General features: G+C 70.3%; 20 protein-coding genes, 1 pseudogene and 1 riboswitch. Of the genes and pseudogenes, 8 read left to right on the top strand and 13 right to left on the bottom strand.

The features are described from left to right. Positions 1 to 11 precede the first annotated feature (11 nt). Positions 12 to 1,184 (top strand): LOG family protein, encoded by a 1,173-nt coding sequence (locus tag DMA15_RS27255; RefSeq protein ID WP_125515384.1) that lies wholly within the window; start codon positions 12 to 14, stop codon positions 1,182 to 1,184. Here DMA15_RS27255 and DMA15_RS27250 read toward each other — a convergent pair. Beyond that, positions 1,151 to 2,278, bottom strand: a complete 1,128-nt coding sequence (locus tag DMA15_RS27250; protein WP_125515383.1) for a glycosyltransferase family 4 protein — start codon at positions 2,276 to 2,278, stop codon at positions 1,151 to 1,153. The genes DMA15_RS27255 and DMA15_RS27250 overlap by 34 nt on opposite strands. A 468-nt stretch (positions 2,279 to 2,746) precedes the next feature. Here DMA15_RS27250 and DMA15_RS27245 point away from each other — a divergent pair, with 468 nt between their 5' ends. Continuing rightward, a complete protein-coding gene (locus DMA15_RS27245) occupies positions 2,747 to 3,967 on the top strand; it encodes a sensor histidine kinase (RefSeq protein ID WP_125515382.1) in 1,221 nt (406 codons plus the stop codon). A 56-nt stretch (positions 3,968 to 4,023) separates the two neighbouring features. Beyond that, positions 4,024 to 4,698 (top strand): response regulator transcription factor, encoded by a 675-nt coding sequence (locus DMA15_RS27240; protein WP_125515381.1) that lies wholly within the window; start codon positions 4,024 to 4,026, stop codon positions 4,696 to 4,698. A gap of 545 nt (positions 4,699 to 5,243) precedes the next feature. On the opposite strand, the gene DMA15_RS27235 is transcribed toward DMA15_RS27240, so the two are convergent. The 9 genes from DMA15_RS27235 to rpsB form a co-directional block, all read right to left on the bottom strand. Continuing rightward, positions 5,244 to 6,272, bottom strand: coding sequence for an ABC transporter ATP-binding protein (locus DMA15_RS27235; protein ID WP_125515380.1), 1,029 nt, complete (start codon positions 6,270 to 6,272; stop codon positions 5,244 to 5,246). Further along, a complete protein-coding gene (locus tag DMA15_RS27230) occupies positions 6,272 to 7,882 on the bottom strand; it encodes an iron ABC transporter permease (RefSeq protein ID WP_240660267.1) in 1,611 nt (536 codons plus the stop codon). The genes DMA15_RS27235 and DMA15_RS27230 overlap by 1 nt, the downstream gene beginning before the upstream one ends. 71 nt (positions 7,883 to 7,953) lie before the next feature. Next, positions 7,954 to 9,036: a thiamine ABC transporter substrate-binding protein gene (locus tag DMA15_RS27225; RefSeq protein WP_125515379.1), complete on the bottom strand. Its 1,083-nt coding sequence runs from the start codon at positions 9,034 to 9,036 to the stop codon at positions 7,954 to 7,956. A gap of 77 nt (positions 9,037 to 9,113) precedes the next feature. After that, positions 9,114 to 9,230: riboswitch (TPP riboswitch) on the bottom strand. 56 nt (positions 9,231 to 9,286) lie between these two features. Beyond that, positions 9,287 to 10,393: a 23S rRNA (adenine(2503)-C(2))-methyltransferase RlmN gene (gene rlmN, locus DMA15_RS27220; protein WP_055534624.1), complete on the bottom strand. Its 1,107-nt coding sequence runs from the start codon at positions 10,391 to 10,393 to the stop codon at positions 9,287 to 9,289. 108 nt (positions 10,394 to 10,501) lie between these two features. Further along, positions 10,502 to 11,548, bottom strand: coding sequence for a phosphatidate cytidylyltransferase (locus tag DMA15_RS27215; protein ID WP_125515378.1), 1,047 nt, complete (start codon positions 11,546 to 11,548; stop codon positions 10,502 to 10,504). Between the two features lie 31 nt (positions 11,549 to 11,579). Beyond that, entirely contained in the window at positions 11,580 to 12,137 is a 558-nt protein-coding gene (gene frr, locus DMA15_RS27210) for a ribosome recycling factor (RefSeq protein ID WP_125515377.1), read from the bottom strand. A gap of 156 nt (positions 12,138 to 12,293) precedes the next feature. After that, positions 12,294 to 13,055, bottom strand: a complete 762-nt coding sequence (pyrH, locus tag DMA15_RS27205) for a UMP kinase (protein WP_125515376.1) — start codon at positions 13,053 to 13,055, stop codon at positions 12,294 to 12,296. A 199-nt stretch (positions 13,056 to 13,254) separates the two neighbouring features. Then, on the bottom strand, positions 13,255 to 14,091 hold the full coding sequence (gene tsf, locus DMA15_RS27200; RefSeq protein WP_125515375.1) for a translation elongation factor Ts: 837 nt from the start codon (positions 14,089 to 14,091) through the stop codon (positions 13,255 to 13,257). 101 nt (positions 14,092 to 14,192) lie between these two features. After that, positions 14,193 to 15,119 carry a 30S ribosomal protein S2 gene (rpsB, locus tag DMA15_RS27195; protein ID WP_125515374.1) on the bottom strand — a complete coding sequence of 309 codons (927 nt, stop codon included), beginning with the start codon at positions 15,117 to 15,119 and terminating at the stop codon, positions 14,193 to 14,195. Between the two features lie 345 nt (positions 15,120 to 15,464). Here rpsB and DMA15_RS27190 point away from each other — a divergent pair, with 345 nt between their 5' ends. Beyond that, positions 15,465 to 16,037, top strand: coding sequence for a M23 family metallopeptidase (locus DMA15_RS27190; RefSeq protein ID WP_125515373.1), 573 nt, complete (start codon positions 15,465 to 15,467; stop codon positions 16,035 to 16,037). Positions 16,038 to 16,045: 8 nt separating this feature from the next. Here DMA15_RS27190 and DMA15_RS27185 read toward each other — a convergent pair whose 3' ends face one another. From DMA15_RS27185 to DMA15_RS27175, 3 genes and pseudogenes are all read right to left on the bottom strand, one after another. Further along, a complete protein-coding gene (locus DMA15_RS27185; RefSeq protein ID WP_125518023.1) occupies positions 16,046 to 16,603 on the bottom strand; it encodes a TetR/AcrR family transcriptional regulator in 558 nt (185 codons plus the stop codon). A gap of 120 nt (positions 16,604 to 16,723) precedes the next feature. Further along, entirely contained in the window at positions 16,724 to 17,566 is an 843-nt protein-coding gene (gene whiG / locus DMA15_RS27180) for an RNA polymerase sigma factor WhiG (RefSeq protein ID WP_125515372.1), read from the bottom strand. A 345-nt stretch (positions 17,567 to 17,911) separates the two neighbouring features. Next, a pseudogene (locus DMA15_RS27175) lies at positions 17,912 to 18,388 on the bottom strand (DNA-processing protein DprA); the annotation flags it as partial. 155 nt (positions 18,389 to 18,543) lie between these two features. On the opposite strand from DMA15_RS27175, the gene DMA15_RS27170 reads away from it, so the two are divergent. The 4 genes from DMA15_RS27170 to DMA15_RS27155 all read left to right on the top strand — a co-directional run bounded on the left by DMA15_RS27170 (position 18,544) and on the right by DMA15_RS27155 (position 23,075). Beyond that, the gene (locus tag DMA15_RS27170) at positions 18,544 to 19,686 is read left to right on the top strand and encodes a tyrosine-type recombinase/integrase (protein ID WP_125515370.1); all 1,143 of its coding nucleotides are present in this window, start codon (positions 18,544 to 18,546) and stop codon (positions 19,684 to 19,686) included. Then, the gene (locus DMA15_RS37135) at positions 19,683 to 22,166 is read left to right on the top strand and encodes a tyrosine-type recombinase/integrase (RefSeq protein WP_206302850.1); all 2,484 of its coding nucleotides are present in this window, start codon (positions 19,683 to 19,685) and stop codon (positions 22,164 to 22,166) included. Before DMA15_RS27170 ends, DMA15_RS37135 begins: the two co-directional genes overlap by 4 nt. Beyond that, entirely contained in the window at positions 22,163 to 22,681 is a 519-nt protein-coding gene (locus tag DMA15_RS27160) for a DUF6262 family protein (RefSeq protein WP_125515369.1), read from the top strand. Before DMA15_RS37135 ends, DMA15_RS27160 begins: the two co-directional genes overlap by 4 nt. A gap of 100 nt (positions 22,682 to 22,781) precedes the next feature. Continuing rightward, on the top strand, positions 22,782 to 23,075 hold the full coding sequence (locus DMA15_RS27155) for a hypothetical protein (RefSeq protein WP_125515368.1): 294 nt from the start codon (positions 22,782 to 22,784) through the stop codon (positions 23,073 to 23,075). Positions 23,076 to 23,115: the final 40 nt, after the last annotated feature.

Raw genomic sequence — 23,115 nt, 5'->3', positions numbered from 1 at the left:
AGTATGGGCGGATGCAGCCCACTGACGAACCCGCCTCCGCCCCGCGTCCGACCGGCGAGGACCGGGAGATCGAATCCCTCGCCGAGTTCGACGAGGTCTGGGGGCGCGGCGCGCTCGCCGGCTGCCGCGTCCAGGCCGTCGACCTGACCGAGCGCACCTCCGCCCTGCTGACCGCCGATGTCGCGGGCGCCGTCTTCCTCGGCTGCCCCATGCGCGAGGACGCGGCGGCGAAGGTGCGGGCCGCGGGCGCGCTGGTCTTCCCGCCGGTCCCGGGCCTGCCGTTCAACCCCTACCGGGGGCTGCTCTACACCCCCGGCGACCTCTTCGCGGGCCTCGCCGGCGGCGGGTACGACGCGACGCCGGACGCCCACGCCTACGACTGGTTCCAGCGGACGAAGGCCGACGGCGACGTCTTCTCCTCGATGCTGCGCGCGATACACGACGACTCGATCTCCGACGCCCTGGACGAACTGCTCGCCGGGGCGGGCGTGGTGGGCGTGATGGGCGGCCACGCGATGGCGCGCGGCACGGAGGCGTACGCGGGCGCCGCGCGCCTCGGCCGTGCGCTGGCCCGCGCCGGGTTCACCGTCGCGACGGGCGGCGGGCCGGGCGCGATGGAGGCGGCGAACCTCGGCGCGTACGCCTCCGTCTTCGCCGACGGCATGCTCGACGAGGCCCTGGAACTCCTCGCCAAGGCCCCCTCGTTCGAGCCGTCCGTCACCGAGTGGGCGCGGGCGGCTTTCGCGGTCCGCGAGCGCTGGCCCTCGGGCGGGGCGTCGGTGGGCATCCCCACCTGGTTCTACGGCCACGAGCCGCCGAATGCCTTCGCGTCCCACCTGGCCAAGTACTTCGCCAACGCCACCCGCGAGGACGGCCTGCTGGCCCGCTCGAACGCGGGCGTCGTCTTCCTGCCGGGGGCCGCGGGCACGGTCCAGGAGGTCTTCGACAACGCCACCCCCAACTACTACGAGTCGCGCGGCGAGCCCACCCCGATGGTCCTGGTCGACCGCGCGCACTGGACGGCCCACCTCCCGGTCTGGCCCCTGCTCCAGTCACTGGCCCGCGGCAGGTCCATGGAGTCGCGGATCGCGCTGGTCGACCGGGTGGAGGAGGCACCGGCCGCGCTGGACGCCCTGCTCTCGGGCGCGGCTCACGTCTCCAGCAGCCCCGCCAGCGCCTCGTAGGACAGCCCCCAGTCCCACTCCCGCCGCACCCACGCCCGGCCCTTCTCCCCCATGGCGTGGGCGAGTTCGCGGTCCCGCAGCAGGCGTACGAGGCGGTCCGCGACGGCCGCCGGGGAGCGGCCGTCGACGACGTAGCCGCTCTCGCCGTCCCGCACGGCGTCCGGTGCGCCCCCGGAGTCGCCCGCCACGACCGGCAGTCCGGCCGCGGCCGCCTCCAGGAAGACGATGCCGAGCCCTTCCACCTCCAGGCCGCCCCTGCGCGTGCGGCACGGCATGGCGAAGGCGTCGGCGGCGGCGTAGAAGAGCGGCATCGCCGGGTGCGCGTGTCCGCCCGCGAAGACGACGCCGTCCAGGACGCCCTCCTCCTCGGCGAGTTGGCGCAGGCGCCCCTCGTAGGGGCCCGCGCCGACCAGCAGGAGCGTGGCATCGGCGACGGCCCTGCGTACCATCGGCCACGCCTCGATCAGGGTGTCCTGGCCCTTGCGCGGCACGAGGCGCGCGGCACACAGGACGACCGGCCTGCCGTCGGCGAGCCCGTACCGCTCCCGCACCGGGCGGCCGTCCAGGCCCGGCCTGAACTCCTCGGCGTCGACGCCGGGCACCAGGCGCGCGAACCGCACCCCGGGGTCCACGGCCCGGCGGACCGGATCCCGGGTGCTCGCCCCGAGATACGTCACACAGTCGGCGCCCGCCCCGATCCGCCGCAGCAGCGTCCGCGCGCCCGGCGTGCGGGCCCACCACACCTCGTGCCCGTGCGTCGTGGCGACGATCCGACGCACCCCCGCCTCCCGCCGCAGCCGCCCGGCGAGCAGCCCGAGCGGGGCGGCGGCGCCGAACCAGACGCGGTCGCAGCCGTGACGCCGGGCGAGGGCGACGGCCCGCTCCCCCGTGCGCCGCGTCGGCAGCAGGGTGCGGGCCCGGTCGCGTACGACGGGGTGGGGGAACGTACGGTCGTACGCCGCGCCGCCCGCTTCCGCCGAGGTGTAGACGACGGCCGAGCCGGGCGGGAAGCGCCGGACGAGGGTGTCCACGAAGGTCTCGATGCCGCCCTGGCGGGGCGGGAAGTCATTGGTGACGACGAGGGTGCGAGGCATGCCCCGACGCTAGGAACCCCCGAGGCGCAAAACATCACCCGAGCCTCCGGCTCCCCGCCCCAACCCCAGGCATGACACGGCCCCCTCACCTCCACCCCCACGCCGACGCGCCCGCCTCGGCGGGCGGCGGGCGGCAGGCGGCAGGACCAAGGCCTCAGCACGCCCACCACCGGCAGGGCAGACCTAGGAGGAATCCGCGCCGCCCGACATCCCCCCAGCCCAGCCCCGGGATCCAACCCCTGGCGTGACACCGGCCCCCGCCCCCACCCCGACGCGTCCGCCCGGCGGGCGGCAGGACCAAGGACCTCAGCACGCCCACCGCCGAGACGGCAGGCCCGCGCAAAATCCGCGCCGCCCGACATCCCCCGAGCCCACGGCCCCCGCCTCAACCCCAGGCATGACATCAGCCCCCCACCTCCACCCCCACGCCGACGCGTCCGCCCCGGCAGGCCCGCCAGAATTGGGGGCATGAGCACGAGCATCCCCGGCAGCCCGGCCGCCCTGCGTCGGCGTCTGCGCGCCCTGACGGCCGCCCCGGCCTATCCCTGGGTCACGGGCGCGGCCCTGACCGCGGGCGCGGCCGTCGAGCTCGTGGAGTTCCCCGGCTCGGTGACGAACGCGAGCGCGATCCTCGTCTCCACGGCCTCCCTGATGTGGCGCCACTCCTTCCCGCCGGTCGCCCTGGTGACCGTGGCCGCCGGGCTGCTGAGCTTCGGCGCCGACACGTCGCTGTCCATCGCGGTGATGATCAGCGGGCTCGTCGGCTGTTACGTCCTCGGCCGCCACCGCGTACTGCACCCGGCGCTGCTCGTGACGGGCGGCGCGCTCGGCGCCCTCGCGGCCAACCTCTGGCACATCCTGAGCTGGGCCCGCGACGACCGCCTGCCCTACGTGCCGCCGCTCGGCAACGCGGGCTCCCTCGGCCTGTTCGCCGAGGGGTTCGGGCTGTGCGCGGTGATCCTCGGCGCGGTCAGCATGGGCGACGCCGTACGCGCCCGCGAGGAGACACGGCGCGAACGCGCCCTCGCCCAGGAGCAGTTGATCGCCATGGAGCGCAGGGAGGCGGCGGAGGCCGAGCGCGCGGCCATCGCCCGCGAGCTGCACGACATCGTCTCGCACTCGGTGTCGATGATCGCGGTGCAGGCGGAGAGCGCGACGTACACGACACCGGACCTGAGCCCGCAGGCCCGCGACGGCTTCCAGCAGATCGCGGGGACGGCGCGGGCCTCCATGGCCGAACTGCGCCGCCTCCTGGGCGTCCTGCGCACCCCGCAGCAGGACGAGGCCGCCGCGACCGCCCCGCAGCCCACCCTCGCCCACCTCGACGAACTCCTCGACCAGCACCGCACGGTGGGCGGCAGCGCGGAGCTGCGGATCAGCGGGGAGCGGGTGCCGCTGGCGGCGGTGTGGGAGCTGTCGGCGTACCGCATCGTGCAGGAGTCGCTGACGAACGCGCGCAAGCACGCGCCCGGCGCCCGCGCGATCGTCGAACTGGGCTACCGCAAGGACCGGTTGACCCTGCGCGTCACCGACGACGGCCCGGGCCCGCCCCCGCCCGGCGGCGGCGGTGGCGCGAGCGGCCACGGCCTGACCGGCATGCGCGAGCGCGCGACCCTGGTCGGCGGCAGCCTCACCGCGGGCGCGGGCCAGGACGGCGGCTTCTGCGTGGAGGCGGAACTCCCTTGGTGACCGCCTCGGCGACAGTGACAGCGGACCCCGACGCCCCGGAAAGGGCAGGAACCAGCGTGATCAGAACTCTCGTGGCCGACGACCAGGCAGTCGTCCGCACCGGCTTCGTGAACCTCCTCAACACCCAGGACGACATCCAGGTGGTCGCCGAGGCCGAGGACGGCGCCCAGGCCGTCCGGCTGGCCGCCGAGCACCGCCCGGACCTGGTCCTCCTGGACATCCGCATGCCGCACATGAACGGCATCGACGCGGCCCGCGAGATCCTCGCCGCGTCCGGCGGCGCGACGAAGGCGCTGATGCTGACGACGTTCGGACTCGACGAGTACGTGTACGACGCGCTGACCGCCGGAGCCTCCGGCTTCCTGCTCAAGGACGCCACGTTCCCCGAACTGCTGCACGCGGTACGGGTCGTGGCGGCCGGCAACGCGCTGCTGTCGCCGGAGATCACCAAGCGGCTCGTCGCGGAGTTCACACGGCAGCGGGCCGCCGCGCCGCCGACGCCGACGGGCGGCGTCGAAGGCCTGACGGCCCGCGAGGCCGAGGTGCTCGTCCTCATCGCGCAGGGCCTGTCGAACGCGGAGATCGCCGACCGCCTCACGATCACCGACCACACCGTGAAGACGCACATCAACCGCCTCTTCACGAAGAGGGGCCTGCGCGACCGCGCCCAGGCGGTGATCCTCGCGTACGAACTGGGGCTCGTCCGCGCCACTTCACCGGCCCAGCGCTGAGCCCGGCCCTCAGAAGCTGTGTCACATCTCTTTGCGCAGGTCACGGGCATGATCTGGGACGCTGATCCTGGCTGCCGTTCGGGCTGGAAGAGCGGACTAATGTCGCGCCCGTCATCAGGCTCTCGACCACTGGTATGGCCCATCAGTCCGGGCGGCTCGCCTGCACGGCCCGGACGATGGAGAGCATCCTGGCGCATCACGCCAGGACCTCCGAGGAAGGGAGACGTCATGCGCCTTTTCAGCACCACCCTGGTGGGAGCCGCCGTAGCCGTCGGCATGCTCGCCATTCCCGCCCACGCAGCCCATGCCACCGCAGCACCCAGTACATCCGCAGCTGCTCCAACCGACCCTTTCCCCCCGACCACGATGGACGGGTTTATCCCTGGTGTTCTGGCAGCCGTGGTGGTACCACCTGGTGCTCAGGTGCAGCTGCCCTACCTTCAGTCCCCCTCGCGCTGAACTGACCGAGGTGCGGTCACACAGCGCCGTATGAAGCTCGGCTCTGAGGTGGCTCAACTTGTCAGGGCAGCATCAGGCACAGGCACTCAAGGACCGAGGACGACGACGTCCTCGGCGTCGAAGGTGATCCCGACCCTCTCCCCGACCTCCGGCGCCCGGCGCAGCGCGCACGCCGCCTCCAGGCGCGGGCCCTCCTCGGGCTGGAGGTGCACGGCGACATGGGTGCCGCGGAACGTGCGCGCCGTCACCGCGCACGGCAGCCCCTCGTCGGCGGCGACGAGCCGCACCCCCGCGGGCCGCACCAGGACCTCGCACCGCCCCGCGGGGGCACCGGCCGGCACGGGGATCTTGCCCCACACCGTGTCCGCCCTGTCGCCGGTGACCGTCGCCCCGACGATGTTGTCGAAGCCCAGGAACCGCGCGACGAACTCGTCCACCGGCCGCTGCCACACCTCGAGCGGCGTGCCGGACTGGGCGATCCGCCCGTCCCGCATGACGACGACCCGGTCGGCGAGCGCGAAGGCCTCGCCCTGGTCGTGGGTGACGGCCAGCACGGTCGTGCCCAACTCGTCGAAGAGTTCGCGGAGTTCGACGACGAGGCGTTCGCGCAGGGAGCGGTCGAGCTGGCCCAGCGGCTCGTCCAGCATGAGGAGCCGGGGCCGGGGCGCCAGAGCCCGCGCGAGCGCGACCCGCTGCTGCTCGCCCCCGGAGAGCGAGGCGACCGCGCGCCGCTGCGCCTTCGGCAGCCCGACCAGTTCGAGCAACTCGGCCACGCGGTCGGCCTGTTCGCCCCGCGACGCGCCGTGCATGCGCAGCCCGAAGGCGACGTTGCCCGCCACATCGCGCTGCGGGAAGAGCTGGTGGTCCTGGAACATCAGGCCGACGCCCCGCTTGTGCGCGGGCACCCCGCGCTGGTCGCGTCCACCCAGCTCGACCCGGCCCGCGTCCAGCGCCTGGAGCCCGGCCACCGCCCGCAGCAGCGTCGACTTGCCGCTGCCGCTCGGCCCGAGCACGCAGACGATCTCGTGCTCGGTGACCTCCAGATCCACGGCGTCGAGCACGGCCCGCGCCCCGAACCGGACCGTCGCCTCACGCAGTCTCAGCAAGGCGGTCATCAGAACTCTCCCGAGGTGCGTTCGGTACGGATGCGTTCCAGGAGCAGCAGCGACACCGCGCACACCACCATGAGGATCGTCGAAAGGGCCATCGCCTGCCCGTAGTTGAGGTCCCCGGCCCGCCCGAGCAGCCGCGCCACGGCGACCGGCAGCGTCGGATTGTCGGGCCGCGCGATGAAGACGGTCGCCCCGAACTCGCCGAGCGAGACGGCGAAGGCGAACCCGGCGGCGATCAGGAGCGCCCGCCGCACCATCGGCAGGTCGACCTCCCGCCACGCCCGCAGCGGCGAGGCCCCGAGCACGGCCGCCGCCTCGCGCAGCCGCCCGTCGACCGCGCGCAGCACGGGCAGCATGGTGCGCACGACGAAGGGCACGCCGACCAGCGCCTGGGCGAGCGGCACGAGGATCCAGGTGGCCCGCAGATCGAGCGGCGGCTCGTCCAGTGTGATGAGGAAGCCGAATCCGACGGTCACCGCGGACACCCCGAGCGGCAGCATGAGCAGCGCGTCGAACCCTCGTACGAGACGACCGGCTCTCCGGGTCAGGGCGGTGGCCGCGAGCCCGCCGACGACGACCGCGATGGCCGTGGCCGCGAGCGCGTACTGGAGGGAGTTCCAGACCGCCTCGATCGGCGGCACGAGGAAGGCGCCGCCCTCCGCCGAGGTCAGCTCCCTGTAGTACGCGAGCCCGTAGCCGTCGGGGCCGTCGAAGGACCGCTGGATCAGCACGCCGAGGGGCAGCAGGATCAGCAGCGCGACCGTGGCCACGACCAGGCCGAGCAGCGACCACTGCCCGGCCCCGCGCGGGCGGCGGGCCACGGCCGAGGCGTCGACCAGCTTCAGGGCGCTCTCGCGCCGCCGCGTCGTCCACGCGTGGATCGCCAGGATCAGGCCGACCGCCGCGAACTGCACGAGCGTCAGGACGGCGGCCGTCGGCAGGTCGAGGAGCTGGGCGGTCTGCCGGTAGATCTCCACCTCCAGCGTGGAGTACGCGGGTCCGCCGAGGATCTGCACGACGCCGAAGGAGGTGAAGGTGAAGAGGAAGACCATGAGCGCGGCGGCCGCGACGGCCGGCCCGAGCGCGGGCAGCGTCACGGTCCGCCAGGCCGTCCAGCGCGAGGCGCCGAGCATCCGCGCGGCCTCCTCCTGCCGCGGGTCGAGCTGCGACCAGAGCCCGCCGACCGTGCGCACGACGACCGCGTAGTTGAAGAACACGTGGGCGAGCAGGATCGCCCACACGGTGGTGTCGAGCCGTACGCCCCACAGCTCGTCGAAGAGCCCGCCCCGCCCGATCAGCGCGAGGAACGCGGTCCCGACGACGACCGTCGGCAGCACGAACGGCACGGTCACGACAGCCCGCAGCACCTGCTTGCCGGGGAAGTCGAAGCGCGCGAAGACATACGCGCCGGGGAGCGCGATCAGCAGCGTGAGCGCCGTCGACGCGAGCGCCTGCCAGGTGGTGAACCACAGGACGTGCCGGATGTCGGACTGCCCGAGCACCTCCGCGATCCGCCCGAACCGCCAGACCCCGTCGACGTGCAGACCGCGCGCGACGATCGCCGTGACCGGATAGGCGAAGAAGACCGCGAAGAACGCGACGGGCAAGGCCATCAGACCGAGCCGCGCCGCGCCGCCGCGGCCGGCCCCCCTGGCGGGCGTGGCGGGCGGGGCCTTCGCCTCGGCTACTTCAGTACGAGCGAGGTCCACGACTTGATCCACGGCTCGCGATTCTCGGCGATCTTCTTCGGGTCCATGGTCTGCGGCTTGTCGACCGTCACGCCGTGCTCGGTGAACAGCTCGGGCAGCTTCGTGCCCTCGCGCACCGGGTTCACGAACATGTTCAGCGGCATGTCCTCCTGGAACTCCTCGCCCGCGAGGAAGTCGAGGAGGGCCTTGCCGCCCTTGGTGTTCCCGGCGTTGCTGAGCAGACCCGCGTACTCGACCTGGCGGAAGCACGTGCCGGTCGCGACGCCGGTCGGCGCCTCCTTCGGCTGGGGCTTGCCGTAGAGCACCTCGACGGGCGGCGAGGAGGCATAGGAGACGACGAGCGGCCGGTCGCCCTTGGCCTTCTTGCCGCCCGCGGACCCGGAGAACTCCTCGTTGTAGGCCTGCTCCCAGCCGTCGACGACCTTGACGCCGTTGGCCCTGAGCTGCTTCCAGTACCTCTCCCAGCCCTTGTCGCCGTACTTCGCGGCGGTGCCGAGCAGGAACCCGAGCCCGGGCGAGGATGTCGCGGCGTTCTCGGTGACCAGCAGGTTCTTGTACCGCGGCGCGAGGAGGTCGTCGAAGGACTTCGGCGGCGCCAGCTTCTTGTCGGCGAAGTACTTCTTGTCGTAGTTCACGCAGATGTCGCCGCTGTCCACGGGCGTCACCCGGTGCTTGTCCCGGTCGACGCGGTACTCGGGCTTGATCTTGTCCGAACCCTTGGCCTCGTACGACTGGAAGAGCCCGTTGTCGAGCGCCCTGGAGAGCAGGGTGTTGTCGACGCCGAAGAAGACGTCGCCCTGGGGGTTGTCCTTGGAGAGGATCGCCTTGTTCACGGCGGCGCCCGCGTCACCGTCCTTGAGGACCTTGACCTTGTACCCGGACCGCTTCTCGAAGTCCTTCAGTACGTCCTTGGAGACGTTGAAGGAGTCATGGCTGACGAGCGTGACGCTCTTGGAGCCGGCCTTCGTGGAATCCCCGCCGGAGCCGCCGCACGCCGAGACGGCGACGAGCCCGATGCCCACCGCGACGGCGGTGAACGTGACCTTCTTGGTGCTCACTGGAATGTCCTCCTGGGTGTCCAGGAAGAGACGCGGCCCCGCCCGCCGGCGAAATGCCTGCGGGCAGGGCGCAACAGCTTGAGTAATGCCCGAACTTCCTACCCAGAATGACCTGGGCGAGGTTCAGAGGGTCTGCGGCCCACCTGTCCAAGGTGCCGCACTCTCAGCGCTGTGGCGCTCCCCTGTCGGAATATGCAGATGTGGGTACGTGCCGTACGCGATCGTATGTACGAGGCGTACGACCGCCAGACTACCTCTCGGCGGCCGCCAGCTGACCGCACGCCCCGTCGATCTCCTGACCTCGGGTGTCCCGGATCGTCACCGGCACCCCATGGGCGGCGATCGCCTCCACGAACGCCTTCTCGTCCTCGGGCCGCGAGGCCGTCCACTTCGAACCCGGCGTCGGGTTCAGCGGAATGAGGTTCACGTGCACCGGCTTGCCCTTGAGCAGCCGGCCAAGACGGTCACCGCGCCAGGCGTGGTCGTTGATGTCGCGGATCAGCGCGTACTCGATGGAGAGCCGGCGCCCGGACTTGGCCGCGTACTCCCAGCCCGCGTCGAGGACCTCCCGCACCTTCCACTTCGTGTTGACCGGTACGAGGGTGTCGCGCAGGTCGTCGTCCGGGGCGTGCAGCGAGATCGCGAGGCGGCACTTGAAGCCCTCGTCGGAGAACCGGTGGATGGCGGGCACGAGCCCCACCGTCGACACCGTGATCCCGCGCTGCGAGAGACCGAGGCCGTCCGGCTCGGGGTCGGTGAGGCGGCGGATGGCGCCGGTCACGCGGTTGTAGTTGGCCAGCGGCTCGCCCATGCCCATGAAGACGATGTTGGACAGACGTGCGGGTCCGCCGGGGATCTCGCCGTCCCTGAGGGCGCGCATGCCGTCGACGATCTGGTGGACGATCTCGCCCGTCGACAGGTTCCGGTCGAGACCCGCCTGGCCCGTGGCGCAGAACGGGCAGTTCATGCCGCAACCCGCCTGGGAGCTGATGCACATGGTCACCCGGTCGGGGTAGCGCATGAGGACCGACTCGACGAGCGTGCCGTCGAAGAGGCGCCACAGCGTCTTGCGCGTGGTGTCGTCGTCACAGCTGATGTGCCGCACCACGGACATCAGGTCCGGCAGCAGCGCTTCCCGGAGCTTGTCGCGCGCACCGGCGGGGATGTCGGTCCACTCGGCCGGGTCGTGGGCGTACCGCGCGAAGTAGTGCTGCGAGAGCTGCTTGGCGCGGAACGGCTTCTCGCCGATGGCGGCGACGGCTTCCTTGCGCTCGGCGGGCGTGAGGTCGGCGAGGTGCCGCGGGGGCTTCTTGGCTCCGCGGGGCGCGACGAAGGTGAGTTCTCCGGGTACAGGCATGGTCCTTCCAGTGTCGCAGACATACGACAAGGGGCCCGCCGCCCTGTGGACAACGAGCCCCTCACCTACATCTGCGCAGGTCAGACCGGTAATCGGTCAGTCGGTCGGTCAGCCGGACCCGACGAAGACCACGAGCAGGAGCCAGACCACCGGTGCCGTCGGCAGCAGGGAGTCGAGCCGGTCCATGATGCCGCCGTGGCCCGGCAGGAGCGTGCCCATGTCCTTGATGCCGAGGTCCCGCTTGATCATCGACTCGCCGAGGTCACCGAGCGTGGCGCTCGCCGCGACCGCGAGGCCGATGAGCAGCCCCTGCCACCACACGCCGCCCTCGATCAGGAACTCCATGCACAGCGCGCCCGCGCCCATCGCGAACGCCACCGCGCCGAGCAGGCCCTCACGGGTCTTGCCGGGGCTGATGCGCGGCGCCAGCTTGTGCGTGCCGAAGCGCCAGCCGATCGCGTACGCGCCGGTGTCGCTGACGACGGTGAGCAGCAGGAACGTGAGCACCCGCCACGCCCCGTCGTCTGCGGTGAGCATCAGCGCCACGAACGTCGCGAGGAAGGGGACGTAGAAGGCCGCGAAGACGCCTGCCGTGACGTCCTTCAGATAGCCCTCGGGAGGCTCGGTCATGCGCCAGACCAGGACCGCGAGCGCGGTGAGCGCCATCGCGACCCACGCGCCCTCGGGCCCCCGGACATACCCGGCGACGACCATCGCCGCGCCGCCCACCGCGAGCGGCACGAGCGGCGCCTTGATGCCCTTGCGCTCCTCAAGGCGGGAGGTGAGCTCCCAGAGGCCGACCACGACGGCGACCGCTATGACGCCGATGAAGACGGCCTTGACGATGAAGAGCGACGCGATGATCACCGCGCCGAGGCCCACACCGACTCCTATGGCCGCACCGAGATCACGGCCCGCGCTCTTCTTCGGCGCTGGCTGCGGCGCTGCCGGGGCGGGCTGGGAGGCGCTGGGCATGGGCTCCTGCGGGGGCGCGGGGGTGTCGGGCACGACGGGCATCGGCTGCGTCACGGACGGCAGCAGCACGTCCTGCGCATCGTACGCGGGACCTGCCGGGGGCGCCCCCTGACCAGACCCCTGGTCGGGCGGCACCCAGTACCCGGCTGTGGGCCGCGCCCCCCAGGAAGAGTCGTTCACGGATCGGATTCCTGATTCCTCGGACTGAGCCTCAGACTTCGAGCAGCTCGGCTTCCTTGTGCTTGAGCAGCTCGTCCACCTGGGTGACGTACTTCGACGTGAGGTCCTCGAGGTCCTTCTCGGCACGACGGCCCTCGTCCTCGCCGATGTCGCCGTCCTTGACCGCCTTGTCGAGGGCCTCCTTGGCCTTGCGGCGGATGGAGCGGATCGAGACCTTGGAGTCCTCGGCCTTGGTCTTGGCGACCTTGATGTACTCCTTGCGGCGGTCCTGCGTCAGCTCGGGGAAGGTCACCCGGATGATGTTTCCGTCGTTGCTCGGGTTGACGCCGAGGTCGGAGTCGCGGATCGCCTGCTCGATGTTGCGCAGCGCGCTCTTGTCGAACGGGGTCACCACGGCCATCCGCGGCTCCGGCACCGAGAACGAGGCCAGCTGGTTGATCGGCGTCAGCGCGCCGTAGTAGTCCGCCACGATCTTGTTGAACATCGCCGGGTGCGCACGGCCGGTGCGGATCGCGGCGAAGTCCTCCTTGGCGACCACGACGGCCTTCTCCATCTTCTCCTCGGCCTCGAGGAGGGTCTCTTCGATCACCACTTGCTCCTGCGTGTCTGAGTAGGCCCGGCTAGCACGGGGCGGCCGGCTGCGTCGCGTGTCTTTCCTGCACGGTGTCCGACCGGCAGGGCTTTGTCCATCCCTCTCAAGTGACGTCTCGCGTCCGTCTCTTGAGACTGACCCGGGTCCCCGGGGTCAGGCCCGGCTTCCCTGGTCACCCACGAGAGTGCCGATCTTCTCACCCTTGACGGCCCGGGCGATATTGCCTTCGGAGAGCAGCTCGAAGACGAGGATGGGCAGCTTGTTGTCCCGGCACAGCGTGATCGCGGTCATGTCGGCGACCTTGAGGTCGCGGGTGATGACCTCGCCGTAGCCGAGGGCGTCGAACTTCACCGCGTCGGGGTTGGTCTTCGGGTCGGAGTCGTAGACGCCGTCCACGCCGTTCTTGCCCATGAGCAGCGCCTCGGCGTCGATCTCCAGGGCGCGCTGCGCGGCGGTGGTGTCGGTGGAGAAGTACGGCATGCCCATACCGGCGCCGAAGATGACCACGCGGCCCTTCTCCAGGTGGCGCACGGCGCGCAGCGGGATGTACGGCTCCGCGACCTGGCCCATGGTGATGGCGGTCTGGACGCGGCTGTCGATGCCCTCCTTCTCCAGGAAGTCCTGGAGCGCGAGGCAGTTCATGACCGTGCCGAGCATGCCCATGTAGTCCGAGCGGGCCCGGTCCATGCCGCGCTGCTGGAGCTCGGCGCCGCGGAAGAAGTTGCCGCCGCCGATGACGATGGCGATCTGGGCGCCGTCGCGGACCACGGCCGCGATCTCGCGCGCGATGGCATGCACCACGTCGGGGTCGACCCCGAGGCCGCCCCCGCCGGCGAACGCCTCGCCGGAGAGCTTCAGCAGGAAGCGTCCGGCGCCTTTGTCGTCGTCACTCTTCGAGTCGGCCTTGGTGGTCATGGTGTTCTCGCTTCTCTTACTTGACGCACATACGAAGAAGGCCACTGCCGGTGGGGTGTCGTTCGCATCCCATGCTCGGCAGTGGCCTCCTCGTCAGATCCTGCGGTCGTACATCGCGTATGGGCTCCCTGTGCGGGGTTCCCCACGCGGGCGACCGCTGTCGACCCTAGCGGGGTCTACCGTCGATCGCGGTACGGACTCAGATGCCGACCTTGATGCGCGAGAAGCGCTTCAGGGAGACACCGGCCTCGGCGAGAACCTTCTCGACCGACTTCTTGTTGTCCAGCGCGTACGGCTGGCCGAGGAGGGTGGCCTCCTTGAAGAAGCCGTTGACGCGACCCTCGACGATCTTCGGGAGGGCGGCCTCGGGCTTGCCCTCGGCGCGGGTGGTCTCCTCGGCGACGCGACGCTCGGACTCGACGACCTCGGCCGGGACGTCCTCGCGGGAGAGGTACTTCGGCGCGAAGGCGGCGATGTGCTGCGCGATGCCCTTGGCGACGTCGGCGTCGGCCTTGTCCAGCTCGACGAGGACACCGATCTGCGGGGGCAGGTCGGGCATCGTGCGGTGCATGTACGCGGCGACGTAGGCGCCGGAGAACTGCGCGAAGCGGTCCAGGACGATCTTCTCGCCCAGGTTGGCGTTGGCCTCGTCGACGTACGCCTGGACGGTCTTGCCGGCCTCGATCTCGGAGGCGAGCAGCGCCTCGATGTCGGCCGGGGACGTCTTGGCGATGTGGGCGGCGAGGTTGTTCGCCACGGCCTGGAACTTCTCGCCCTTGGCGACGAAGTCCGTCTCGCACTTCAGCTCGACGATGACACCGGAGGTGTTGTCGTCGGCGATGAGGGAGACCACGGCGCCGTTCTCGGCGGAGCGGCCCTCGCGCTTGGCGACGCCCTTCTGGCCCTTGATGCGGAGCGCCTCGACGGCCTTGTCGACGTTGCCCTCGGCCTCGTCGAGCGCCTTCTTGCAGTCCATCATGCCGGCGCCCGTGAGCTCACGGAGCTTCTTGACGTCAGCGGCGGTGTAGTTCGCCATGATCGAAATTCTCTCTCGAAGTCTTGAAAGATCTACGGAGGTCTACGGGTGAACGGCGGGGGCCGATCGGGCCCCCGCCGTCAACTACCGAACCTGTGAGGTCAGGCCTGCTCGGCGTCCGCGGCGGCGGGAGCCTCGGCCTGCTCGGCGTCGGCGGCCTTCTCCGTCTCGGCGGACTTCTGAACCTCGGCCTCGGCCTCGGCGGCCTTCGGCTCCTCGGCCTTGGGGGCCTCGGCGTCGTCGGCCTTCTTCTCGCCCTCGAGGAGGTCGCGCTCCCACTCGGCGAGCGGCTCGCCAGCGGCCTTCTCGCCCGGCTTCGAGTCACCGGTGGCCACGCCGGAGCGGGAGATGAGGCCCTCGGCGACGGCGTCGGCGATCACGCGGGTGAGCAGGGTGACGGAGCGGATCGCGTCATCGTTGCCGGGGATCTTGTAGTCGACCTCGTCGGGGTCGCAGTTGGTGTCGAGGATGGCGACGACCGGGATGTTGAGCTTCCGGGCCTCACCGACCGCGATGTGCTCCTTCTTGGTGTCCACGATCCAGACGGCGCTGGGCACCTTGGACATCTCGCGGATACCACCGAGGGTCTTCTCCAGCTTGGCCTTCTCGCGCGAGAGCACGAGAAGCTCCTTCTTGGTGAGACCGGAGGCGGCGACGTCCTCGAAGTCGATCTGCTCGAGCTCCTTGAGGCGCTGCAGACGCTTGTAGACGGTCGAGAAGTTGGTGAGCATGCCGCCCAGCCAGCGCTGGTTGACGTAAGGCATGCCGACGCGGGTGGCCTGCTCCGCGATGGCCTCCTGCGCCTGCTTCTTCGTGCCGACGAACATGACCGTGCCGCCGTGGGCGACGGTCTCCTTGACGAACTCGTAGGCGCGGTCGATGTACGACAGCGACTGGAGCAGGTCGATGATGTAGATGCCGTTGCGCTCCGTGAAGATGAAGCGCTTCATCTTCGGGTTCCAACGACGGGTCTGGTGACCGAAGTGGACGCCGCTTTCCAGCAGCTCCCGCATCGTGACGACGGCCATGGCCGTTCTCCTTGAGATTCTCGGTTGTGCCGCGTGTGCCGGACGGCACTCGCGCCTGACGCCCGCTGTGCGCCTTGCCACTAGAGACCTAGGGACCGAGGGGCGCTGACACCGGCCTGTGAGGGCCTGATGTCGGGGCGTGCGAAGTCGACCCGGTGACCCGGATCGCCACAAGAAGTGTACGGGACCCGCGGGGCGCCGGATGACGCCGCTACCCGTGACCTGGTGACGGAACCGCTCGCCACTTTCCCCCCGACGGGTGACGCGGCTTTCCACAACCGGCCGGTACTCCACAGATTCGGACCATGATCCCTGCGGAACGCCGGGACGCGGGACGGTTCTGCCATGCGCCTGGAACTGCTCCTGACGACACTGACCGCACTGCTGGCGACCGCACTGAACCCACTCCCGAGCCCGACTCCGCCCACACCCCCGAGCCCGCCGCCGGTTATCCCGGTGGCCACGACCTGGCCGCTGGACGCCCCCGCGGGCACCCGCCCCGCTGTCGTACGCGCCTGGGATCCACCCTCGACCGAGTACGGCGCGGGCCACCGGGGCGTGGACCTCGCCGCGCCCCCGGGTACCGCGGTGCGGGCGGTGGCGCCCGGCCGGGTCTCCTTCGCGGGCCGGGTGGCGGGCAGAGGCGTGGTCTCGGTGGAGCTGGACGGCACCGGAGCGCCCCCGCTGCGCACGACGTACGAGCCGGTGCGCGCCACGCTGAAGAAGGGCGCCGAGGTCACCGCGGGCGAGCAGGTCGGCACCTTGGAAACCCCGGCGGGCCACTGCCCCGAGAGCTGCCTCCACTGGGGCCTGCGCAGAGCCGGGACCTATCTGGACCCACTGAGCCTGCTACCACCGCGGCTACTGCACCCCGGCCCGTCCCGCCTGCTCCCACTGACCGGACCACCGGAGCCGTGAGCGGGACCTCAGCCGCGCACCCCGCGCAGAGCCATCGAGACCGCGGCCTCCGTGATGGCGGAGGGGTCCTCCGCGGCCCCCAGTTCGATCCGCCGCACGGCCGCGTCCACGATCCCCTGGAGCAGCATCGCCGCCATCCGGGGCTGCTCGTGCCCCAGGGCCTGGAGCGCCTCGACGATCATCGCGATGAGCCCGCCGTGCGCGGCCCGGATCTTCTCCCGGGCCCCGGCGTCCAGCTCACTGGCGGAGATGGCGACCACGGCACGGTGGCGCCGGTCCCCCACCAGTGCCAGCTGCCGCCGCACATACGCCTCGACCTGCCCCTCGGGCGACTGCGCCCCCTCCATCGCCGCCGAGACCTCCGCGGCCCAGACGGGGAAGTCGACCTCGCACAGCTCCTCGACCACGGCCGCCCGCGACCTGAAGTACTCGTACACGGACGACCGGGCGAGCCCGGTGCGCTCCGCGAGAGCGGGGAAGGTCAGCGCCTCCGTACCTCCCTCGGACAGCAGGGACCTCGCGGCGTCCAGCAGGGCCCCGCGCTGCATCGACCGGTGCTCGGCCACAGAGGCCGCTCGAATCCTTGGCACGGCTCCACTTTACGGACGGCGGGCCCCGCGCGGGAGTCGCTGCCGCGCGCACATATGCCCCGGGCAGGGACGATTCAGCTCGCTCGCCGCGCGGCCTCAGCGGCCAAAACTGGCCAGCTTCGCCCGCAGCTGCAACACCGACTTCGTGTGGATCTGGCTCACCCGGCTCTCGGTCACCCCGAGCACGTTGCCGATCTCGGCGAGCGTGAGCCCTTCGTAGTAATAGAGCGTCACGACGGTCTTCTCACGCTCGGGCAGCGTGTTGATCGCCCGTGCGAGCAGCCTGCGCAGCTCCCGGTCCTCGGCGACCTCCACGGGGTTGTCGGCCGCGTGGTCCTCGAGCGTGTCCATGAGGCTCAGCCGGTCGCCGCCGTCCCCGCCGACGTGCAGCAACTCTTCCAGCGCCACCACGTTCGCCAACGACAACTGGCTGAAAACCGCGTGCAGTTCCTCCAGCGCGATTCCCATCTCGGCGGCGACCTCGCCCTCCGAGGGGGTGCGCCGCAGCTGCGCCTCCAAGGTGGCGTAGGCACGCTCGACGTTGCGCGCCTTCTGCCGCACGGAGCGCGGGATCCAGTCGAGCGCCCGCAGTTCGTCGATCATGGCCCCACGGATACGCGTGATCGCGTAGGTCTCGAACTTGATCGACCGCTCGATGTCGAACTTCTCGATCGCGTCGATGAGGCCGAACACCCCGGACGAGACGAAGTCCGCCTGCTCCACATTGGGCGGCAGCCCCACGCTCACCCGGCCCGCGACGTACTTCACCAGCGGCGAGTAGTGCAGGATCAGCTGCTCCCGCAGCCGCCCGTCACCTGTCGCCTTGTACGACCGCCACAACTCGTCCAGCGACGAGGGGGCGGGAGGCCGCTCCCGCTCGCCGCTACGGGCGGCGGGAGGGACCGCCGCCCGGTCGGACCCTGAGGTGTGCTGGGGCATTCGTCGCCTTGAGCCGTTCTGCCGTGAACTGGTGAGGTCGCGTGGGTCGATGAGGTCGCGCGGGGCGGCGGATTCGCGGCTGCCGCTCGCGCCCGCGCGGTGGGGGGTGTGCGTGAGGTGAATGAGGTCGTCCGTCTGAATTGCCTGTCCGCGTCGGAATCCTTGTGAGCGTAGCGTGACTGAAGTGTCGCAGTGTGCGAAGACTATGGGATCGCGCGTGCGCAGATACGTTCCGCTGAGCACCCCGCGGGGGCGAGTCCGTCGCACTGCGTGACGACGCCGCCGTATCAACTGCGCGATTTCCCAAGGCTGTCGGGCGTCATCCGTCCGGCGCAACACGCTCGGTCACGATTCACCTCCAGTGGCGAAGACGGAGCCAAACGCCTGGCGTGTCAACTGCCAGCCGTCGCCGTGTCGTTCGACGAACCCCAACGGTTGAAGTTCGTACAGGCGCCCTACCGCATCGTCCTCGGTCGTCCCCGCCCCGACCGCGATGTCCCGCGCCGTCGCCCGCCCCCTCGCGGGCAGGGCCGCCAGGACCCGGGCCGCCCCCGGGGCGAGCAGATCGCGCGGCAGGACGGGCCCCCGCCGTTCCGGGGCCAGCTCACCCATGTCACCGACCAGCTCGACGATTTCCGCGGCATCGGTCACCAGGGCGCCGTCACCCCGCAGCAGTTCATGCACGCCCGCGGAGAGAGCGCTGGTCGCGGGACCCGGCACCCCCATCGCGAAGCGCCCCAGCTCCTGGGCGGCGCGAGCGGTGGCGAGCGCCCCGCTGCGGTAGGCGGCCTCCACCACCACCGTCCCCCGGGTCAGCGCGGCGTTCTCTGGGGTTTCCGACCCTGCGGTGTGACGTTGTAACTCCCCTGACTGTTATGGGGGGTGAGGTGGTTCTCGGGGGGTGTGGCTCTGCGGTGAACCGTTGTGATCGACCCGCAGAGTAGGGGTATATAGAGGTGCGTGCGTTTCCTGTCCTGATGCCATCCGGCGCCCGGTACTGGACCGTGGTGGACGATGACTTCGATGTCGTCGATGACGTAGATCGGTTCTTGAGAGAGGTACGGCTGGCCCGTGGCCGTGCCGAGTCCACAACCAAGGCGTACGCCGAGGGCGTGTCTTTGTTCCTTCGCTGGTGCCTGCGTACGGGGCGGGACTGGCGGACGGCGGCCCGCGACATGGGGCTGTTCATTCTCTGGCTGAGGTGGACGCCCGGTAACGGGGGCCAAAGGACGACCGTGGTACCCGGTCCCGGCGCCAAGCCGGTCCGCGAGGACCCGCGGATCAACAAGGTGCTGACTGCGGTGCGGATGTTCTTGGTCCACGCCGTCAACAGCAAGGTGGCGCCGGCCTGGGTGGTGGAGCAGATCTATGAGCTCGGCGACGGCCTCGACCTGCCCGCGGAGGCCCATGGCGAGAACGGGCCGATGCGCGTCCGGCTGAAGGCCAGGCATCGCCTCCAGGAGCCGGAGAGCGATATCGACCGGGCCAGCGACGAGGAGGTCGTCGCGATGTTCCTCGCCTGCCGCTCGGCCCGTGACCGGTTGACCCTGCTGCTGCTCTCCCGCGTCGGCCTCCGCCCGGGACAGACCGCTGGGCTGCGCCGGAGCGACCCGCACATGATGGCGGACTCACGGGCTTTGGGCTGCGACGCGGAAGGTGCCCACGTTCACGTCGTGCGTCGGCAGAACGAGAACAACGCGTGGTCGAAGTCGAAGCAGTCATGGATCATGCCCGTGGACTTTCTCGTGGTGCAGGCGATCGACCAGTACGCGCTGGAGCGTCACGAGGTCTTGGGCGACGGTGGCAGCGACTTCCTGCTGGTCAACCTGTTCCGCCCGCCCTACGGAGCCCCCATCACCACGGAGGCGATCGGCGAACTCTGCGAGTCGCTGTCCCGGCGAGCTGGCCTCGGCCGGAAGGTCACACCGCGGATGTGTCGTCACGCGATGGCCAGCAATGTCGCCGACGCCGGCGGCAAGCTCGACGAGATCCAGGCCCTGCTCGGCCAGAAGCACCCGGCCTCGCCCCGTCCCTACCTCCACCCGAAGCCCTCGCGGCTACGCGAAGCGGTCGAACGCGTTCCCTCACCCCGCCTTCTCCAGGGTGGTGAGGACCAGTGAACCTGGCTCTCACCGCACCGCGGCAGCCGGAGGAAGACGGGGTCACCGCAGAACTCATGGCCGTCGTCCGGCCCGACTTCCTGCAGTTGCTCAGCTGGGACCCGGAGGTCCGCGTCCTGGTCTTCCCTCATTCGCATCCGCAGTTCAGCGCCCCTGAGTGCCTGGTGAACGGCTGCAACAAGATGGTCTATCACGCCTTCCAAAAGGGCTTGTGCGCCGGCTGCATGAAGCGCTGGAAGACCAGCACGCAGTCCTTCGAGGAGTTCGTGACCACGGCCAAACGCATCTGGCGAGCGATCGGCGTCAGCCCTTGCCGTGTCCCGAAGTGTGAGCGGCCGGGGAAGAACACCACTGCACCTCTTTGCGTCACACACCTGCACCAGCAGCGCAAGACCTACGGCCTGCCGCTGGAGGACTACCTCGCTCTCCCGCAGGTGACCCCCCTGCCCACCCTGGGCTCGTGCCTAGTGGCCGCCTGCGACCGGGAGCGTCAATACCGCAACGGCTACTGCCAGGCCCATTCCCAGCGCCGACGGATTGAGCGCGACAGGAGCACAGGGTGGGACGAGGAGCTTTGGCGTCTGACCACCCCCGCCGTTGCCGAATTCGGCCGCGTCAGCCTCCGCGGCCTTCCCGACCGGGTGGTGGCCGAGATCCTCTACGGCCTCCAGGAACGCGTCGCCGAGGGGCTCTTGCACAAGGACAACCTCCTGCGCCCGTTGCCGAACGCCGCTCGCGCACAACAGATCACCACCCTGGCGGACCTCGACCTCCAGGCCCTGAAATCTCACGACTGGCACCTGGCCAAGAGCTTCCTCAAGCACGTGGGCCGCTTCGGGGTCTCTCCTGAAACTGAGCGTCACAAGGACATCTGGGACGCTGCTGCCTTCGGCATGTCCGGCACGTTCTCCTTCGTCAAGATCACCCAGCCCTGGCTACGAGAAGCCACCCAGGCATGGGCCATCGACGACATTCCCAAGCGTCGGGGCAAGGCCCGACGCTCAGTCGTCCAGGATCGGATCAACACCATCGCTCGCCTCTCCGCGAGCCTCCAGCTCAACCGCCCCGACCGCGGCAACGACTTGCGGTTGCTCGGCCGCGATGACGTGCTCGCCTTCCTCACCCGGTTGAGATTCCTCAATGAGCAAAGTGAGATCTCTGGGCGCACCCACGTCTCGGTTGTCAGGACGACGCGACGGATCCTCACCCGGATGCGGACCTTGGGGCTGGCCCAGCCCGGCCAGCCCCTGCATGGCCTGCCCGACGACTTCGCACTGCGGGAAGAGGACATCCCCGACGACCCCGAAGATCGCGAAGCCGGCCGTGACCTGCCGCCGGAGGTTATGCGGCAGCTCTGCGACCATCTCGGCTCTCTGGAGGCCGCCGCTACCGTTGACATCCGAACGGCGGTCGAGCTGCTCATCGATACCGGCCGCCGTCCCGACGAAATCTGCAAACTGCCACTGCAGTGTCTCGACCGGGATCCAGATGGCACCCCCGTGCTCGTCTACGACAACTTCAAGTCGCTCCGCAATGCCCGCCGTCAGCCGATCGCCGGCGTCACCGCCTCGTTGATCATCAAGCAGCAGGAACGGGCCCGCGCCCGCTTCCCCGACGCCCCTGCCGACAAGCTCAAGCTCTTCCCCGGCGCAATGACCAATCCCCATGGCACGAAGTCCATGTCGGCGGATTGGGTCTCCAGCCAGCATCGCGCCTGGGTGAACTCCCTGCCCGACTTCTTCCTCCCCACGGTGGTGGACGAGAGCGGCGAGCGCGTCACCAAGATGCTGCCGTTCGACAAGACGAAGATCTTCCTCTACGCCTACCGGCACACGTTCGCTCAGCGGCATGCTGACGCGAACGTCTACCCAGACGTCCTCCAGGCTTTGATGGATCACCGTCAAGCCACCACTACTCAGCGCTACTACCGGGTCAGTGAGCAGCGCAAACGCGAGGCTGTCGAGCGGGTCTCGGCTCTGCAGTTCGACCGGCACGGCAATCGCATCTGGCGCCAGGCGAAGGAACTCCTCGAATCCGAGTACGCCCGCCGAGCCGTCGGAGAGGTCCCGGCCCCCTACGGCATCTGCGTCGAACCGACGAACGTCGCGGCCGGCGGACACGCCTGCCCGGCCCGTTTCCGATGCGTCGGCTGCGACCACTTCCGCACCGACGCCTCCTATCTCCCCGACCTGGAGGCATACCTCGCCGACCTGTTGCGCAACCGGGAGCGTCTGGCAGCGTTCACGACCGCCGACGACTGGGCACGAGCCGAAGCCATGCCTTCCGACGAAGAGATCACCCGCGTCCGCCGTCTGATCCGCCGGGTCAAAGAAGACCTCGACGAACTCACCGATGAAGACCGCGCGCAGATTCAGGAAGCCACTTCCATCCTGCGTCGCAGTCGCCGGCAGGTCGTCTCCCTGGGAATGCCCCGCGTCGGGCCGCCCCTGCCCGACTTCCGTCCTGACAGGATCGCATGACCGCCTCCATGATCGACGGGCGGCGGGCCGACTCGGCCCGCCGCCGCGAACGCGTCCTCAAAACCCTCGATGCCATGCTGCGAGGCGGCGGCGACATCACCGTCTCCGGCCTGGCCCGCGCGGCCCGAGTCGACCGCACCTTCCTCTATCGGCACCGGGACCTCCTCGAGCGCGTCCACGCCGCCGCCTCGACGCCACCGGAGGAGGGCCGGATCGCCGCGGTCAGCCGAGCCTCCCTCCAAGCCGACTTGACCAACGCACTCGAACGCAACAAGCGTCTGGCCGCGCGGGTCCGCCAGCTGGAAAAGCGTCTCTCCCAGTCTCTCGGTGAGGCCGCATGGCACGAGTCCGGACTGGGGGCACCAGCCGACATCGACCAGCTCCAGCGACGCATCACCATGCTCGAACAGGAACTCACCCAATCCCAGGGGCAGTTGGAAGAACGCACCGAAGAGCTCGATGCCGCCCGGGCCGCCAACCGAGAGCTGACCCGAGCCCTGAACCAGCGCGGATGACAGGGCCTGTCCCCTTCCGCCTCGAACTGGCCCGCGAGTGCGAACGAAAGACCACCGCCAACCGAGAAGTGCAGCTCATTGAGCAGAATCAGGATCTGACATGACGACGGAGCCCACACCTCCCCGGACCATCACTCTCGACGGCCAGCACGCGGCGTCCCTTGCCCGACTGCTGCGGGAACTGGAGCGGTTCTTCGACAACTGTGACGAGGCCACCGCCGATGCCATGGCGGACTTCTTCGACCTCCACCCGGCCGCCGAGGCATACAGCGCGGCGATCTGCCTTCACGCCGACACGTTGGAGTCCGCCCTGGGCACTGCGGACCAGGACGTGGCCGAGCCGTCGGTGACGCACCTTCGTCCACTGCACCGGTCCGGGCCAGCGACCAGCTAAAGCAGGACGCCGTTGAGCCTCTTGCTCAAGCCCCTGCGAT

This window comes from Streptomyces sp. WAC 01529 (genome assembly GCF_003945545.1).
GTDB lineage: Bacteria > Actinomycetota > Actinomycetes > Streptomycetales > Streptomycetaceae > Streptomyces > Streptomyces anatolicus.
The sequence above is the reverse complement of the archived record's forward strand: the minus strand, read 5'-3'. Positions and strand labels throughout refer to the sequence as shown.